A 14,996-nucleotide genomic window follows, 5' to 3' on the forward strand; every position below is an offset into this window, starting at 1 on the left:
GTGTGTGCTGCGTGGCGTAGCGTACCCTAACCTAACCGGCTTGAGGCGGCTTACGCCGGCTTCACCCGATACAGCGCCGAAGCATGCGAGCGCAGCTTGGCGCTGACGCGGCCTTCGCTCACGCCAAGGTCTTCGCCCTTCCACAGATCGCGCACCGCCCCGCGCTGAAGGCCCAGTTCACGCAGCGGCACTGCAACCTCCAACGGCGCATCGCCGGTGTTGAACAGCGCCAGATAGCGGTCCTCGCTCCCCTCCGCGCGGGCCGACCAGACGCGGGTATTATCGGCCAGAAAATGCGGGCGATTGCCGGTGCTGTGCTGGTTCACCGCCAGAACCTCGCGATTGGTCAGCAGCGCCATGGTCGCCTGATCGATGCCGCGCAGATCGCCGCCCATGATCAGCGGGGAACGGGCGATGGACCACAGCGTCATCAGAGTCTGCTGCTCGTCCGGAGTGAAGCGGCTGCTGCGCTCGCCAAGCGCGATGCGGCCCAGCGGCAGCATGTCGGCATCGGGCCAGGAGCCGGGCCCGGCGAAGGGAGACCAGTTCTCCAGCCGCGTGAACTGCGCATAGAGTTGCGGCCATTCATCCCAGAAATCGTCCGAAATGCGCCACATCTGCGCATGCTTGCGCACTTCGGCCCCGCGCGGCACCGGGGTTTCGCCGGGTGAAAGGCTGAGCACGATCGGCCGACCGCAGCGCGAGATGGCCCTGGCGGCCGCCTCGATCTCCGGCGCGTGGGCGTCGTAAGGCCGGCTCATGTCGTCCATCTTCACGAAATCCACGCCCCACGAGGCATAGAGGCGGAAAATGCTGTCGTAGTATTCCTGTGCACCGGGCTTGGTCATGTCGACGCCGTACATGTCCGGGTTCCACGGGCAGATGCTGTTCGTGTCGGCAATGTCCCGCGCGCGATAGGGCGTGCCCAGGATTGGCAGGTTCTTCTCGACCGCCAGCCGTGCGATACCGCGCATGACGTGGATGCCGAACTTCATGCCCATCGCGTGGACCTTCGCGGCCAGCGGCGCGAAGCCCTTTCCGCCCTTGGACGAAGGAAAGCGGTTCGGCGCCGGTACCAGCCGCCCGTTCGCATCCAGCGCGGGCACCGGATGAGCGTTGTAGGTGTAGCTGTTCGCCTCGGGCTCGTACCACTGGATGTCGACGGTGAAGACGTCGTAGCCGAAGGGCAGCAGCTTATCGCGCATGATCGCGGCGGTTTCGAGCGCCTGCCCCTCGGTAATGGTGCCGGCGAAGCTGTTCCACGAATTCCAGCCCATCGGCGGACGCGGCGCCAGCGTCGCGCCGGGAGCGGCCGGAAGCGCGTGCGAAGCTTCAGCCGCAACGGCGCGCGCAGCCATTCCGGCAAGTGGTGCGGCGGCAGCGGCGATCAGCGCGGAGCGGCGTGAGAGTTCCATGATTTCCTCGATCCCTGATAGATTTGCCCTCTTTTGTCGGACTAATAGCCGCCGCGCAAGGTCGTGGAGAAGCGGCCCTGCCCCTTGGCCACGCGAAGCGCGCCCGATATGGCCTTGGCGATGAAACCCGCAGGTCCCCCGATCACGCCCGCCGGAATGGCGAAATTGCGCGCCCGCTACGACCATCTGCTCGGCAAGGAGCGGCCGGAAATCGTGGAGATCGTTTCCTGGGCGGCGGGCAATGGCGATCGTTCGGAAAACGGCGACTATCTCTACGGCCGCAAGCGGATGCGGGAGATCGACCGGGAACTGGCCTTCCTCGCTCGCCGCATGAAGGCCCTGCGCGTGGTCGATCCGCGCGATCAGACCGAGCGCGCCAAGGTCTTCTTCGGCGCCACCGTCACGATCGCGGACGAGGACGACAACCACAAGACCGTCACCATCGTCGGCGATGACGAGCAGGACGCTGCCAAGGGCCTGATCGGCTGGAGCGCGCCCATCGCCCGTGCCCTGCGTGGTGCGGCCATCGGCGATCTGCGCATGGTGCGCCTGCCTTCCGGCGAGAAGGAATGGGAAGTGATGGAGATCGCCTACCCGACTGCCTGAGGCGGCAAGCGCGGCAAATTCCGCTTGGCCCCGGCGCAAAGGCCATGGCACCATGCTCAGCAAGCTTAGGATCGCGCCGACACGTATCGGCGCGGCCAGAGAGGAGCATGACATGGCTGGCATCGGCATTGAAAACCTTCGGGAAGACCTGAGCTTCGGCGCGCGGGTTTCGGGCGTGACGTTCGAAACGCTGGAGGACGAGTCGGTCCGCCAGCAATTGCGCGATCTGTTCGTGGCGCGCGGCGTCATCGTCTTCACAGACATGGAGCCCAGCTCGAAAATGCAGGTGGCGCTGAGCCGCGTGTTCGGCCCGCTGAAGGACCATCCCACCAAGACCACCAAGCGCGATGACGAGACCGGCGACCAAGCCGAGGGCGTGATTGACATGCATTACAAGCCCAGCGACGAGATCGCGCGCGGCGAAGGGCTGGTGGAGATCGACGGGCAGATCGTGGCCCGCTTCTCACCCTGGCATTTCGACCACTGCTACAACGACGAGCTGAACTACGCAGGCGTGCTGCGCGCGCCGGTCAATGCGCCCGAAGGCGGGCGCACCGGGTTCATGGACGGCGTGGAACTTTACCGCCAGTTCCCCGAAGGCCTGCGCCGCCGACTGGAAGGGCACAATGTGGTCTACACGCTGGACACCCGGCTTTCGACGATGAAGTACGGCGTCGATTTCACGCCGCTGACCGAACACAGTTCGACGCCGCAATTGCTGCAGGAAGCCGCGCGCTTTCCGCGCGCGATGCACCCGGCGGTGTGGAAGCGCCAGACCGGTGAAAAGGTGCTGCACTTCGGCCCGTGGATGGCCGTCGCGCTGGAGCATCACGAGGATGAGGAAGGCGACGCCCTGCTCGACGAAGCGGCAGTGGCGATCAATCGCCTCGGAACGGGAACCAGCGCCTACTGGCATGACTGGAAGCCCACCGACATGGTGATCTGGGACAACCACCGCATGCTCCACGCGGTGGAGGGCTGCGACGCGCGCTATGAACGCCGCACTCTGCGCACCACGATCAAGGGCGACTACGGCCTGGGCTATTTCGAGGATGGCAAAAAGGTGGGCGAAGTCCTGCGCGAAATAGCCTGATCGGCTTGACGCGCAGGAACATGCGCGGCCAGAACCGCGCCATGGGGGTTCGTCCGTTACTTTTCGCACTGTGCGGCGCTTCGCTTTTGCTTGCCGGATGCAAGCAGCAGTCGGCGGCCGCATCTGCAGAAGCGACCGCATTTGCAGCATCGAGCACTCAGCCGGCCGGCGAGGCACTGCGCCTTCAGGGCTACGTCAACGACGCAGCCGGACTGCTCCCGCACGAAGTCCAGGCGCGGATTTCGAAACGCCTGCAAACGCTGGAAAAGCGGACCGGCCATCAAATGGTCGTGGCCACCACACCGTCGCTGGGCGGTGAGGATATCTCGGTTTACACCCGCGCCCTTGGCAATCGCTGGGGGATTGGCCGCAAGGGTTTGAACGATGGCGTGATCGTCCTTGTCGCCCCGAACGAGCGCAAAGTGCGCATTGCCGTGGGCGACGGCCTGATTGCCCAATTGCCCGACGATCGGAGCCGGACGATCATCGATCATGAGATGCTGCCCAGCTTCAAGGCAGGGGATTTTGGCGCGGGGATCGAGAAAGGCGTCGCCGCAATCTCCAGCCAACTCCACTGACGCCTTCGCATCCGCCCGAAACCATGCCATGAGCCCGCCTCGATGAAATGCATGTCCGGTCGCACGTTCCGCCTCATCGCCCTGCTCGCCGCCTGCAGCGCTGCCGGTGCCTTACCCGCGCTCGCGCGTGAGAGTCTGGGGCTCTACGCCGCCTGGGGCGCATTTCGCGATCCCGTGGTGCCGCGCTGCTACGCCATTGCCATGGCGGAGCCCAATCTGGCTGCGCGCGAATACCAGCCCTTTGTCGCCATCGGTAGCTGGCCGCGCCGGGGGGCACGCGGGCAGTTCCACATGCGCCTATCCCGCCGAATCGCGCCGCAAACCACGATCACGCTGAACGTCGGCGGCCGGCGCTGGCAATTGACCGGCGGCGGCGGCGACGCCTGGGCGCGGAACGAAGGCGATAATTCCGCCATCGTCGCTGCCATGCGCTCCGCGCCGCGCATGACCGTCACCGCCACGGACATGAAGGGCAATCGCTTCGTCAACGCGTGGCCGCTGGCGGGCGCTGCCTCTGCCATGGATGCCGCGCTGATCGGCTGCGCCAAGGTGCAATAAGCAAAGAAAAAGGCGGGAGCCGCAACCCCCGCCCTCCCCCGCCTCAAGCGGAAATCAGAAGCGCACGCCTACGCCGGCCATGATCTGGTGACGATCGAGGTCAAGGTCGAAGCGCTGGCCGTCCGGAATATCGTCGCGGTAGTCCAGTTCGCCCTTCTCGTAGTTCGAATAACGGTATTCGAGCTTCACGAAGGCATTGTTGCTGATCGCCTGCTCCACGCCGGCGCCGATCCGCCAGCCGTCCGCATCGAGATCGGTCTTGGTATCGACCGTGCCCACCGCGTTGCGCACATCGAACTTGGCATTGGTGTAGCCGCCCTTCAGGTAGACCATCGTCGTCGGCGCGACGACATAGCCGACGCGCGCACCCACGTAGAGGTCGCGGTTGGTCTTCACGTTGCCGATGCCGAAGCCTTCGAAATCACCGTCATCGAACTTGGTCTTGGCGGTGGACCACGTCACTTCCGCTTCGGGGCCGATGACGAAGTTGTTCATCCGCACGTCGTAACCGGCGCCCACGCCGAAGGCGAAGCCGTCGATCGACTGGTCGTTGTCGATATTGGAATCGTCGTCGACGCTGCTGCCGGCCTTGGTCACGTCATAACCGGCCAGCGCTTCGACGTGGAAGCCGTTGAAAGGCTGCGCCGGGGCCGAATCCTGGGCCATCGCCGGGGCCGAAACAAGGGCCGAAACAAGTGCGACGCCGGTACCGAGGCCAAAGAGAGCCTTCTTCATGTGTTCACTCCAATCCGTGTTCTTGAGCAGGTCTTGCCTGCCGGGACTGGTCAAATGCCTGTCGCAAAGGCTCGGTTTCCTGAACCTAAGATAACGAAATCGTTGATGTTTTTGGGCAACACTAATGCGATGGCCAGAGCCCATCGCACGCTGCCCGGGGGGAACCGATCCCCCCTTGCAGATGTTCGCGTACACGCCTGCCCGTGCGGGCGCGCATCCGCGTCGCGCGGATGATGATGCGCTGCATCTTCCGTTTTTGGGCGGATTGCCCTATATGGCGCCCCAATCATGACAGACACCATTACCAGCTCTGCCGGGGCCGGCCCGATGCCGATCCCCGGGCACATCGATCCCGTTCCGGTGCCGCGCCCCGGCATCGTCGAAGGCGTGACCCCGCGCGAGGACGGCCGCGTGGACCTGATGGGCCTGCCCAAGAAGCGCATTGCCGACTTGTTCGAAAGCGCCGGGCTGGACCTGAAGGCCGCGAAGCTGCGCGCCAAGCAGGTCTACCACTGGATCTACCACCGCGGCGTCACCGATTTCGAGGCGATGACCGACATCGCCAAGACCATGCGCCCCTGGCTCACCGAACGCTTCGTGATCGGCCGCCCGGAAATCGTCGAGGCCCAGCACTCCAGCGACGGCACCCGCAAGTGGCTGCTGCGCACGGCGGACGCGCACGATTTCGAGATGGTGTTCATCCCCGATGCCGATCGCGGGACGCTTTGCGTATCCTCGCAAGTGGGCTGCACGCTCAACTGCCGTTTCTGCCACACCGGCACGATGCGCCTCGTCCGCAACCTGACGGTGGGAGAGATCGTCGGACAGGTCATGCTCGCCCGCGATGCGCTGGGCGAATGGCCCAAGGGTCGCATGGACTTTGCCTTCGGTGACGGCGTTGATGGTGCCGAGACCGACGACGAGGAAGGCGGCTACTCCGCTGACGGCCGCCTGCTCACCAACATCGTGATGATGGGCATGGGTGAGCCGCTCTACAATTTCGACAATGTGCGCGATGCGCTGAAGCTGGTGATGGACGGCGAGGGCCTTGCCCTGTCTAAGCGTCGCATCACGCTCTCCACCTCGGGCGTGATCCCGCAGATGGCCCGCTGCGGCGAGGAAATCGGCGTGAACCTTGCCGTCTCGCTCCACGCGGTGACCAAGGACGTGCGTGACGAGATCGTGCCGATCAACAAGAAGTACGGCATCGAGGATCTGCTGCAGGCCTGTGCCGACTATCCGGGCGCATCGAACGCGCGCCGCATCACCTTCGAATACGTGATGCTGAAGGACAAGAACGACAGTGACGAGGACGCGCGCGAACTGGTGCGCCTGCTCAAGCAGTTCAACCTGCCTGCCAAGGTCAACCTGATTCCGTTCAACCCCTGGCCGGGCGCGCAGTACGAATGCTCGACGCCGGAGCGGATCCGGTCGTTCTCGAACATCGTGTTCGAAGGCGGTATTTCGGCCCCCGTGCGCACCCCTCGTGGGCGCGACATCGACGCGGCCTGCGGCCAGCTCAAGACCGCCGCCGAGAAGAAGAGCCGCGCCGAGCTGGAACGGCTCTATGCCGAGAAGGAAGTCGCGCTCGGCTAAGTCCCTGCCTTCTCAGTTCTTCGTTTAGGGCTGCAAAGAAAATACGCATTTGGCGTAGGTTCGATGCAGCCCTAAACCGGATGCGATATCCGACAAGAGGACTGCAATGACCGACCCCCTGACCCAAGGCAGCGAAGCCCTGCTCGGCATGATCCATGTGCCCGGTGGCACGTTCACCATGGGGTCGGAGCGTTTCTATCCCGAAGAGGCACCGCTGCGCCGCGTTGCGGTCGATGCCTTCTGGATCGACGAAACCCCGGTGACCAACCGCCAGTTTGCCCGCTTCGTGGAGGAAACAGGCTACGTCACCGTGGCGGAGATCGCGCCCGATCCGAAGGACTATCCCGGCATGCCGCCGGAAATGGCGCAGCCCGGCGCGCTGGTATTCCACAAGAGTGCGACACCGGTGGACACCGGCAATCCCGGCAACTGGTGGCGCTTCGATTTCGGCACGTCATGGCGCCATCCCTACGGCCCCGGCAGCGATGTCGACGCGCTGGATCTTTGGGATCATCCCGTCGTGCAGGTCAGCCACGCCGATGCCGAAGCTTATGCCAAGTGGGCGGGCAAAGACCTGCCGACCGAAGCCGAATGGGAATATGCCGCGCGCGGCGGTCTGGAAGGCGCGGAATATGCCTGGGGAGACGAACTGGCCCCCGGTGGACAGATGCTGGCGAACTACTGGCAAGGCCTGTTCCCCTTCGCCAACCAGTGCCTGGACGGCTGGGAACGCACCTCACCCGTGCGCAGCTTCCCCGCGAACGGCTATGGCCTCTACGACATGATCGGCAACACCTGGGAATGGACGCGCGATTGGTGGTCCGAAAAGCCCGAGGTGAAAAAGGGCGGCGGATCGTGCTGCGCGATCAGCAATCCGAAAGGCGGCAAGCTTAAAGACAGCTTCGACCCCGCCCAGCCGCAAGTGCGCATCGGCCGCAAGGTGATCAAGGGCGGATCACACCTCTGCGCGCAAAACTACTGCCAGCGCTATCGCCCGGCGGCGCGCCATCCCGAGATGATCGACACGGCCACCAGCCATATCGGCTTTCGCTGCGTGGTCCGCCACCCAGCCTGAAGGCCGGCGACGCAAAGTTCGAACGAACCCCAAAACGCGTCGGCGCGACAGGACGGACCTGCCGCGCCGATAAGCCCCGATAGAGACCCCTGTTGCGTATCAAAGCATTTTCCAATCAGGTGAAACCTGATGACTCGGAAAATGCGCCGAACCAAAAACTTAGAGCAGTAGATCCGACGCAGTCGGGTCGAAATCTGCTCTAGCGCGCGAAAGCCAGAGTGGCCGGCCGCGCGATTTCTTCCACGGCGGGAACATAGTCTGCCGCTTCGCGGAAATCGCCGCCTTGGGTGACGAGACCCTGGTTGACCGCCCAGATCGCCGCTTGGGTGCGGTTCTGAACCATCAGCTTGCGCAGGATCGCCTTTACGTGAACCTTCACGGTGGCTTCGCTGATGTCCAGCCGATAGGCGATAACCTTGTTCGGATAGCCCATCACCAGGCAGCGCAGCGTATCGATTTCACGGTCAGACAGCAGTTCGCTGAGTTGGACCTGCACATCGGCCTGGCCTTCGGCAATCGCCTGCTTTTGCGGAAGATGCTGCAGCAACGCGCTGGGCAGGACCTTTTCACCCTGGTTAACCAGTCGCAGCGACTCGATCAGCGGTTCGGCGCCGATTTCCTTCAGTAGATAGGCATGAGCGCCCAGCTGGAAGGCATCTACCATCTGGCCAAATTCGAACTCGTCGGCCAGCAGAACTGCCCGCATGTAGGAATGGCGATCCTTCAGCGTGGACAGACAGCCCAGCAGATCGTCGCAATGTCCCATGTCGAAAATGGTCAGTCCCAGGTTCGCACCGGCACTTTCGGCCAGCAATTCGTCGCAATCCCTGTAAAAGCGGCTGCAACGAAATTCGCATTTATCGAGGATCTTGCAGATCCCCTCACGAACCAGCGAATTGAATCCCACAATGGAGACACATACTTCATCAAATTGCGCCATCGTCTTTATCTCCTGAATCCTGGAAATAGGACGACCCAATGTATGCTTGTTAACTTCGGCGATCTTGGCCGCCGACACTCATACAGGGGGAACGTACGAACGGACTGAACGCCCGACGTAGCCATAAGAAGACAAGATAGACATTCGGCGGATAACCAGACGGAACTGGTGCCCCCCTCCAATGCCCCTTCATACCCCACAGCATTAGGTGCATTTCCTTAAAACATATCCGGGAGTTCAAGTCGAGGGCTGACGAAGCTCCACAAGACAACAATGCCGGATTGGGACACAACATAAAAAATGCAATCTTTCAGTATCTTAGTTATTCATTTCAACAAGTTCACTGGCACGAATGCTTGAAATCATGCATTTTTCGGGAACCCTCTACCTCTAAATAGGTATATGGACGGAAAATGCGTTCTGCATCATAGGTTTACGCTTGTTTGTGCAATTGCGCACACAAGCCGACCGGGTTAGATTGGTGCCCAATTGTGGCTTTTGGGCAACCATTCGCGCCGCTCCTCCCATCCAATCCCGCGAATTCCGGATCGCGAATCGATCCTTCGGACGCTGCCCCTGAGTCCATATGGAAGCGAGGCCGATCGTCTTTTCTCCACAAACCCATGAATTACTTAGACTTATACGCGGATCTCGAAATCGCCGGTTTAAGCAGCGCTGCCATGGCCAACCCGCGACTATCGTTGGGATCGAGGCGATTCCGAGCGCCTGCGCACCGGTCGAGCGGACATTACGCCCCTGCAAAGGCGGAGATCGGCACCCGCGCAATCAGCTAACGGACCGAAATTTTCGTTGCATTGCACAATGTTGAGTGTGCATCGCAGCATCCAACCGAATGCCTCAGGATCGACGCGACCCGCCTTCCCTGGCACCCCGACCGCGGCGGGCCAGAAAGTATTCGACGCGATTTTTAAATGGAAAATTGAGTAACGGTCCGTTTTTCATAAATGCGCCCTACCCCGGCCGGACGATGCCCGGCCGCCGGGTCATCAGCGCTCGATCATGCGCACCAGCATGAAAGCTTCCGCAGCCTCGGCAAACACGGTGGAGCCACGCAAGCGGGCCAAGGCCTCGATCGTCATGATGGAGCGTTCGTCGGGAAACGCCTTCACCTGGCTTTCAAACATCCCGAACGCTTCAAGCTTGCGCGCCAGCGTTCCGGCAATGTCGATATGGACGTTGGGCACGAAGGCCGGTGTCATCGGCGCCGCATACCAGTTGGTTTCGGACAGCGTCTCGTAACACAGGATGCGGGTGGGGACGCGCCGGTCGCGCGGGCGCGCGGCCACCATCGCGGCCAGAAAGGCCAATTGGTGGTCGGCATGGATGTCGCCCAGGAACGGCAGGAACAGTGTGTCAGGGCGCACTTCGCGCACCAATTGGCCGACGGTGGCATTAAGCTCCGCCGCTGAAAGCGTATCCAGCGCGGCGGCCGGCAGGCCCAGCATGTGCACCTGGCTTACGCCAAGATGCGCATGCGCCCGCCGCATCTCCGCCTGGACTTGCGCCACCGACTCCTCAATGAACTGGGGCGGGCGGCCGCTGGTGACCACGGCCACCTGCACGTCCAGCCCCTCCTCCGCCATGCGCGCCATGGTGCCGCCGCAACCGAGCACTTCGTCGTCCGGATGCGGCGCGATTACCAGCACCTTGCCATAGTGTTGCAGGCCCGCGCCCGCACGCGTGGCCATCGCTATCCCTCCAGTATCGCGTGCAAGGCGGGGCTCGTGCCCTCGATCTCCCAATCGACGAGATCCAGCAGCCCATCGCCGGTCTGCACGGTCAACACATGGCCCTGCCGCGCGACGATCTGGCCCGGCATGGCATGATGACGCTCCGCCCCCGGCATGGGCCGGGATGACCAGACGGTGATGCGGCGATCGCCCTGCCGCGTGAAGGCGCCCGGATAAGGGCGACCCACCGCGCGCACCAGACGGTCAATCTCAGTGGCGGACCGCCGCCAATCGATCGCGCCATCGGCAGGCGTGCGCCGGGTGGCCCATGTGGCGTAGCGTTCGTCCTGCACGGTGCGCGGTTGCTCCCCGGCAGCAAGCTTCGGCAGCACGTCGCGCAGCATCTGCCGCAGCGCGTCCATGTGCTTGTCGTAAAGCCCCTGCGCGGTCTCGTCCCGCGCGACATGAAAATAGCGCTGGGCCAGGATGTCGCCATCGTCGGTTCCCGCACCGATCCAGAACAGGCTGGAGGCGGAGATCGGTTCATCCAACAGGATCGTCCAGGGAATCGCGGCCCGCCCACGCAGGCGCGGCAGCGGCGCCGGGTGGTAACCGATCGAACCCTTCGCGCCGATGCCCAGAAAGTCCGGCCCGCACAACTGAGACCAACCGACCACGAAGACGTAGTCCGGCCGGGCCGCGCGGATCAGTAGCAAGGTTTCGGGATCGTTGGTGCGCGCCACTGCCGCCATCCGCGCGCCCGCGCGCGCCGCATGGGGCCGCAAGTCGACAAGGTCAGAGTGCCGCTTGAACAGTTCTTCGGGCAAAGTCACCACCAGCGGCACTTCCCAGCCCGCGGCGGCGGCAAGTTCCTCCACCAGCACGGCGGTGCTACCCACCGCGCCGACGACGACGGCCCGCAAAACATCTGTAGCCATGTTCGCGCCTTAACCCGTTGCGACCTGGGACGGGCTGGACGCCTTGGCGGCAGCCGTGGTCACTGCGCCGATCTCGGCCGCGAGGTCCCCGCCGGTGCGGCCGGGCACGGCGTCGGAACGGATCCATGGCTCTCGCAACAAATCCATCTCGTCCAGAAGTTGCTGGTTCACCTTGCGCACGTCATAGACCTTTTCCGCCAGATCGCGGGAGCGCATGCCCATCCGCGCGACCAGTTCCGGATTGTCGATGAAGCGCTGCATCGCCGCGCGCAGGCTGCCGGCATCGCGCGGGGCGACGAGGAAGCCGTTTTCCCCTTCGACGATCGGATCGCGGCAGCCGGGCATGTCGGTGGTGATGACCGGGCGGCCCGTGGCCATTGCCTCCAGAATCGTGCGCGGCAGCCCTTCGCGATAGTAGGACGGCAGCACGAAGACCGAGCAACTGGCCAGATAGGGCCGCACGTCGGACGTGCCGGGAATGAATTGCACCGGATACTGGCGCGAAAGGCGCGCGCATTCCACTTCATCGATGCCGGTGGGATTGGCATGTTCGTAGTGGCCCAGGATGCAGAATTCGACGTCCGGGTGATCGCGGCGGATCACGGCGGCAGCTTCCAGAAATTCGTGGATGCCCTTGTCCCGCATCAGCCGTCCGACCAGCAGAAACCGCATCCGCCCGCGCGGCAGCGGTGCCAGCGTAAAGCGGTCGAGGTCCACGCCCGATCCCGGCACCCGCACCACGTTGTGCCGGTCGTTGACGATGCCGAGGTCGATCATGTCCTTCCGGTCGTCCGCATTGAACACGAAGACCCCGCGCGAACGACGAACCGCCTCACGGTAGAGCCGCGCCACCGAACCGCGCAGCAGGCGGCGATGCGCGCTTGCCTCGCTGAATACATAGCCCAGGCCGGACATCATCGCGAAGAAGCGCGGCACGCACATCAGCCGCGCAGCGATGCCGCCATAGATGATCGGCTTTTGTGTGTAGGCCAGCACCAGATCCGGCTTTTCCGCCACCATCAGCCGCGTATAGGCAGCCAGCAACGCCATATCCTTGACGATGCTGGTGCCGGTGCGGTCCATCGGCACGACGCGGAAGGTGACGCCCCAGTTCGCAAGGTCCGCTTCCACCGCCGCATTGCCATCGGGCGCCACGGCAACGACATGGTGCCCGTTGGCTTTCAGATCACGCAGCAGCGCCCCCCGGAAATTGGTGAGCGAATAGGCGAGACTGGACAGGACGAGAACTTTCATGACGATTTTCAATCCCCCCTAGGGTGACTGATCAGTATGAAACGCAAGGCCAATTTTCCGGCCATTCCGAATGCCCCAATCGATCCCCACGATCGCCCTAATGATGGGCGCGACTAGGCCGGCAGCAAAGCATCTAATCGGCTGATAGCCCTTAGAGATGAGTTCCGGCGATTTAGGGGGGAGTTGTACCCGGTCCGTCGGAACCATTTGGAACCTGCCAAATGCCCGCAAGTCGAGCCCACCCCCTATTCCTGCGATTTTCGGCAATTCCGGCTGATGACTTCATGAATACATGCAAGGGCACCGGTTCACCGGTAGACAATCGGAACCTGCGAACCGGTTCGGCATAGCCTTTCCCGCCGACGCCGCTTCGCCACGAGAAACACCAGACACTCGCGAAGGCCGATGTCATGAATCAAACCGTCGCAGGAAGTACTGCCTCGAAACTGACCGGTGGATCGTCGAACACGTTCCTGCGCGTACGCAAGCTGGGATCCAGCAACCCGCGTTCGCGTTCGTCCATCGCCCAGTTCAGCCTGCGCCGGACCTTTCGCAACACGCTGCTGATGCTGGTGGACTTCACGATTCTGGCATCGACGCTGGCGCTGGCCTTCACTTTGATCGGCCGCACCGGCTTTCCCAAGTCCGACGGGCACCTGGCCGCCGTGCTGGCCTTCGCCGCACTGGCGATCGGCTGCTTCTACACCACCGGGCTCTATCGCCGCAGTTGGCGCTATTTCAGCTTTTCCCATGCGATGCAGCTGGCATTGCTCACGATTCCGGCTTTCGGGCTGGGTTGGGCGGCGATCCTGCTGGTGCCCGGCGTGCAGGCGGAGCGACCGCAACTGGCCGCCATTGCGCTGGCGCAGTGGCTGTTCGCGATCAGCGCCCTGCTGGCGGCACGCGGTTCGCGGCGCGCCCTGCGCGAAAAGCTGTCCGAAACCGCAAAGGCCCAACCTGCTTCGGCACAGGGCCGCGACTTGCGCCGGGCGGTTCTGGTGGGCTCGCCCGACTGGGCGCTGTCGATCATCGATGTGCTCAAGCGCGAATCGACGCCCACGCTTTCCGTCGTCGGCATCCTGCTGCCCGCCGCCAACCACACCTTGCTGCAGATCGCCAAGGTGCCCGTGCTGGGCACGCATGAAGACCTTGCCCATGCGGTGGACGAACTGGAACTGCAGGGCCGCCGCCCTTCGCTGGTGATCGCCTGCGACGACGGGACGGACCTTTCCAACCGCGAAATGGCCCGCCTGACCTCCCGCTCCCGCCAGATGGGGCTGGAACTGTCGCGCATCCGCGATGGCTGGAGCCACATCCTGCAGCGCGGCCACGGCGCCGCGCCGGACGAGCTATCGGTAAAGGACCTGCTGGGCCGCAGCGAATTCACGCTGGAGGGGGAGCAGATCACCAGCCAGATCACCGGCAAGTGCGTGCTGGTGACGGGCGCGGGCGGCACCATCGGCGGTGAGCTTTGCTGGCAGCTCGCCAGCTTCCGCCCGTCGCGCCTGGTCCTGCTAGAACATAGTGAATTTCACCTTTACGCCATCGAGATGAAACTGCGCGAGCAGTACCCCGATCTCGACGTCCAGCCGGAGCTTTGCAACATCCGCGAGCGGGACGACGTGCGCCGCGTCTTCGAAAAGCACCGGCCGACGATCGTCTATCACGCCGCCGCGCTGAAGCATGTGCCGATCGTCGAGACCAACCCCTGCGCCGGGGTGCACACCAATATCATCGGCACGCGCATCGTGGCCGACGCGGTATGCGAATTCTCCGTGAAGGCGATGGTCCAGGTCTCCACCGACAAGGCGGTAAACCCGGTGGGCATGATGGGCGCGACCAAGCGCGTGGGCGAACTCTATGCGCAGGCGCTGGACATGTGCGGCGTGGACGACAGCGAAGCGCCCCGCTTCATGACCGTGCGCTTCGGCAATGTGCTGGGATCGAGCGGCTCCATCGTGCCGCTGTTCCACCGGCAGTTGCGCGAAGGCCGCCCGCTCACCGTCACCCACCCGGATATCGAACGCTTCTTCATGACCGTGCGTGAGGCAGTGCAACTGATCCTACAGAGCAGTTCGGCGGCGCTGGCGCAGAACACGCGGCGCGGCACGATCTTCGTGCTCGACATGGGCAAGCCGGTGCGCATCGTCGACCTCGCCTACCGCATGATCCGCCTCTACGGCCTCCAGCCCGAGATCGACGTACCCGTCGAATTCGTGGGCCTGCGCCCGGGCGAGAAGCTTTTCGAGGAACTGTTCGACATCTGCGAGGAGCAGTTGGCCTCCGGCATCAAGGGCATTTTCGAGGCGCAGTCGAAGCCGATCCCCCTGCCCTTCATCTCCCGCTCGATCGACCGGCTTGCCCGCGCGGTGGAGCTGGGAGACCATGTTGAGGCGCGGCGCATCACCCATACGCTGGTTAAAGTGCCCAGCGGCAGCGCCGGTTTCGAACTGATCCAGAACGAGGCCATGACCGGCCCGCGCGGCTCCGGCGAACCCGTAAAAGTCTGACATTTCC

The 14,996-nt window shown here is 63.5% G+C and carries 13 protein-coding genes; 7 read left to right on the forward strand and 6 right to left on the reverse strand.

Translation table 11 applies throughout. The features are described from left to right. Window positions 1-50: 50 nt before the first annotated feature. The gene (locus ACZ1JC_RS24070; protein ID WP_465137768.1) at window positions 51-1,415 is read right to left on the reverse strand and encodes a glycoside hydrolase family 27 protein; all 1,365 of its coding nucleotides are present in this window, start codon (window positions 1,413-1,415) and stop codon (window positions 51-53) included. A 120-nt stretch (window positions 1,416-1,535) separates the two neighbouring features. On the opposite strand from ACZ1JC_RS24070, the gene greB reads away from it, so the two are divergent. From greB to ACZ1JC_RS24090, 4 genes are read left to right on the forward strand one after another with little or no spacing between them, the layout of a single operon-like run. Further along, complete coding sequence (greB, locus tag ACZ1JC_RS24075) at window positions 1,536-2,021, forward strand: transcription elongation factor GreB (protein ID WP_465137767.1); 486 nt, start codon at window positions 1,536-1,538, stop codon at window positions 2,019-2,021. A gap of 52 nt (window positions 2,022-2,073) precedes the next feature. Next, entirely contained in the window at window positions 2,074-3,114 is a 1,041-nt protein-coding gene (locus ACZ1JC_RS24080; RefSeq protein ID WP_465137766.1) for a TauD/TfdA dioxygenase family protein, read from the forward strand. A 20-nt stretch (window positions 3,115-3,134) separates the two neighbouring features. Continuing rightward, a complete protein-coding gene (locus tag ACZ1JC_RS24085) occupies window positions 3,135-3,692 on the forward strand; it encodes a TPM domain-containing protein (protein WP_465137765.1) in 558 nt (185 codons plus the stop codon). 51 nt (window positions 3,693-3,743) lie between these two features. After that, the gene (locus ACZ1JC_RS24090) at window positions 3,744-4,250 is read left to right on the forward strand and encodes a hypothetical protein (RefSeq protein ID WP_465137764.1); all 507 of its coding nucleotides are present in this window, start codon (window positions 3,744-3,746) and stop codon (window positions 4,248-4,250) included. Between the two features lie 54 nt (window positions 4,251-4,304). On the opposite strand, the gene ACZ1JC_RS24095 is transcribed toward ACZ1JC_RS24090, so the two are convergent. Beyond that, on the reverse strand, window positions 4,305-4,985 hold the full coding sequence (locus tag ACZ1JC_RS24095) for an outer membrane protein (protein ID WP_465137763.1): 681 nt from the start codon (window positions 4,983-4,985) through the stop codon (window positions 4,305-4,307). Between the two features lie 288 nt (window positions 4,986-5,273). Between ACZ1JC_RS24095 and rlmN the strand changes: the two genes are divergently transcribed. Both rlmN and ACZ1JC_RS24105 read left to right on the forward strand, forming a co-directional pair. After that, window positions 5,274-6,581 carry a 23S rRNA (adenine(2503)-C(2))-methyltransferase RlmN gene (gene rlmN / locus ACZ1JC_RS24100; protein WP_465137762.1) on the forward strand — a complete coding sequence of 436 codons (1,308 nt, stop codon included), beginning with the start codon at window positions 5,274-5,276 and terminating at the stop codon, window positions 6,579-6,581. A 106-nt stretch (window positions 6,582-6,687) separates the two neighbouring features. Further along, on the forward strand, window positions 6,688-7,656 hold the full coding sequence (locus ACZ1JC_RS24105; protein ID WP_465137761.1) for a formylglycine-generating enzyme family protein: 969 nt from the start codon (window positions 6,688-6,690) through the stop codon (window positions 7,654-7,656). A 199-nt stretch (window positions 7,657-7,855) separates the two neighbouring features. On the opposite strand, the gene ACZ1JC_RS24110 is transcribed toward ACZ1JC_RS24105, so the two are convergent. The 4 genes from ACZ1JC_RS24110 to ACZ1JC_RS24125 all read right to left on the reverse strand — a co-directional run bounded on the left by ACZ1JC_RS24110 (window position 7,856) and on the right by ACZ1JC_RS24125 (window position 12,479). After that, window positions 7,856-8,674, reverse strand: coding sequence for a LuxR C-terminal-related transcriptional regulator (locus tag ACZ1JC_RS24110; RefSeq protein WP_465137760.1), 819 nt, complete (start codon window positions 8,672-8,674; stop codon window positions 7,856-7,858). Between the two features lie 929 nt (window positions 8,675-9,603). Next, window positions 9,604-10,305: a PIG-L deacetylase family protein gene (locus ACZ1JC_RS24115; protein ID WP_465137759.1), complete on the reverse strand. Its 702-nt coding sequence runs from the start codon at window positions 10,303-10,305 to the stop codon at window positions 9,604-9,606. 2 nt (window positions 10,306-10,307) lie between these two features. Continuing rightward, on the reverse strand, window positions 10,308-11,225 hold the full coding sequence (locus ACZ1JC_RS24120) for a methionyl-tRNA formyltransferase (protein WP_465137758.1): 918 nt from the start codon (window positions 11,223-11,225) through the stop codon (window positions 10,308-10,310). Between the two features lie 9 nt (window positions 11,226-11,234). Next, on the reverse strand, window positions 11,235-12,479 hold the full coding sequence (locus tag ACZ1JC_RS24125; RefSeq protein ID WP_465137757.1) for a glycosyltransferase family 4 protein: 1,245 nt from the start codon (window positions 12,477-12,479) through the stop codon (window positions 11,235-11,237). 410 nt (window positions 12,480-12,889) lie between these two features. Here ACZ1JC_RS24125 and ACZ1JC_RS24130 point away from each other — a divergent pair, with 410 nt between their 5' ends. Continuing rightward, the gene (locus ACZ1JC_RS24130; RefSeq protein ID WP_465137756.1) at window positions 12,890-14,989 is read left to right on the forward strand and encodes a polysaccharide biosynthesis protein; all 2,100 of its coding nucleotides are present in this window, start codon (window positions 12,890-12,892) and stop codon (window positions 14,987-14,989) included. Window positions 14,990-14,996 lie beyond the last annotated feature (7 nt).

This window comes from Sphingomonas sp. BL-S-28, assembly GCF_055521515.1.

Coding starts and splice junctions, on each gene's coding strand:
- ACZ1JC_RS24115 (WP_465137759.1), bottom strand. CDS start 10,305: ATGGCCACGCGTGCGGGCGCGGGCCTGCAACACTATGGCAAGGTGCTG.
- ACZ1JC_RS24090 (WP_465137764.1), top strand. CDS start 3,744: ATGTCCGGTCGCACGTTCCGCCTCATCGCCCTGCTCGCCGCCTGCAGC.
- ACZ1JC_RS24130 (WP_465137756.1), top strand. CDS start 12,890: ATGAATCAAACCGTCGCAGGAAGTACTGCCTCGAAACTGACCGGTGGA.
- ACZ1JC_RS24080 (WP_465137766.1), top strand. CDS start 2,074: ATGCTCAGCAAGCTTAGGATCGCGCCGACACGTATCGGCGCGGCCAGA.
- ACZ1JC_RS24070 (WP_465137768.1), bottom strand. CDS start 1,415: ATGGAACTCTCACGCCGCTCCGCGCTGATCGCCGCTGCCGCCGCACCA.
- ACZ1JC_RS24085 (WP_465137765.1), top strand. CDS start 3,135: ATGCGCGGCCAGAACCGCGCCATGGGGGTTCGTCCGTTACTTTTCGCA.
- ACZ1JC_RS24095 (WP_465137763.1), bottom strand. CDS start 4,985: ATGAAGAAGGCTCTCTTTGGCCTCGGTACCGGCGTCGCACTTGTTTCG.
- ACZ1JC_RS24125 (WP_465137757.1), bottom strand. CDS start 12,479: ATGAAAGTTCTCGTCCTGTCCAGTCTCGCCTATTCGCTCACCAATTTC.
- ACZ1JC_RS24105 (WP_465137761.1), top strand. CDS start 6,688: ATGACCGACCCCCTGACCCAAGGCAGCGAAGCCCTGCTCGGCATGATC.
- ACZ1JC_RS24120 (WP_465137758.1), bottom strand. CDS start 11,225: ATGGCTACAGATGTTTTGCGGGCCGTCGTCGTCGGCGCGGTGGGTAGC.
- greB (WP_465137767.1), top strand. CDS start 1,536: ATGAAACCCGCAGGTCCCCCGATCACGCCCGCCGGAATGGCGAAATTG.
- rlmN (WP_465137762.1), top strand. CDS start 5,274: ATGACAGACACCATTACCAGCTCTGCCGGGGCCGGCCCGATGCCGATC.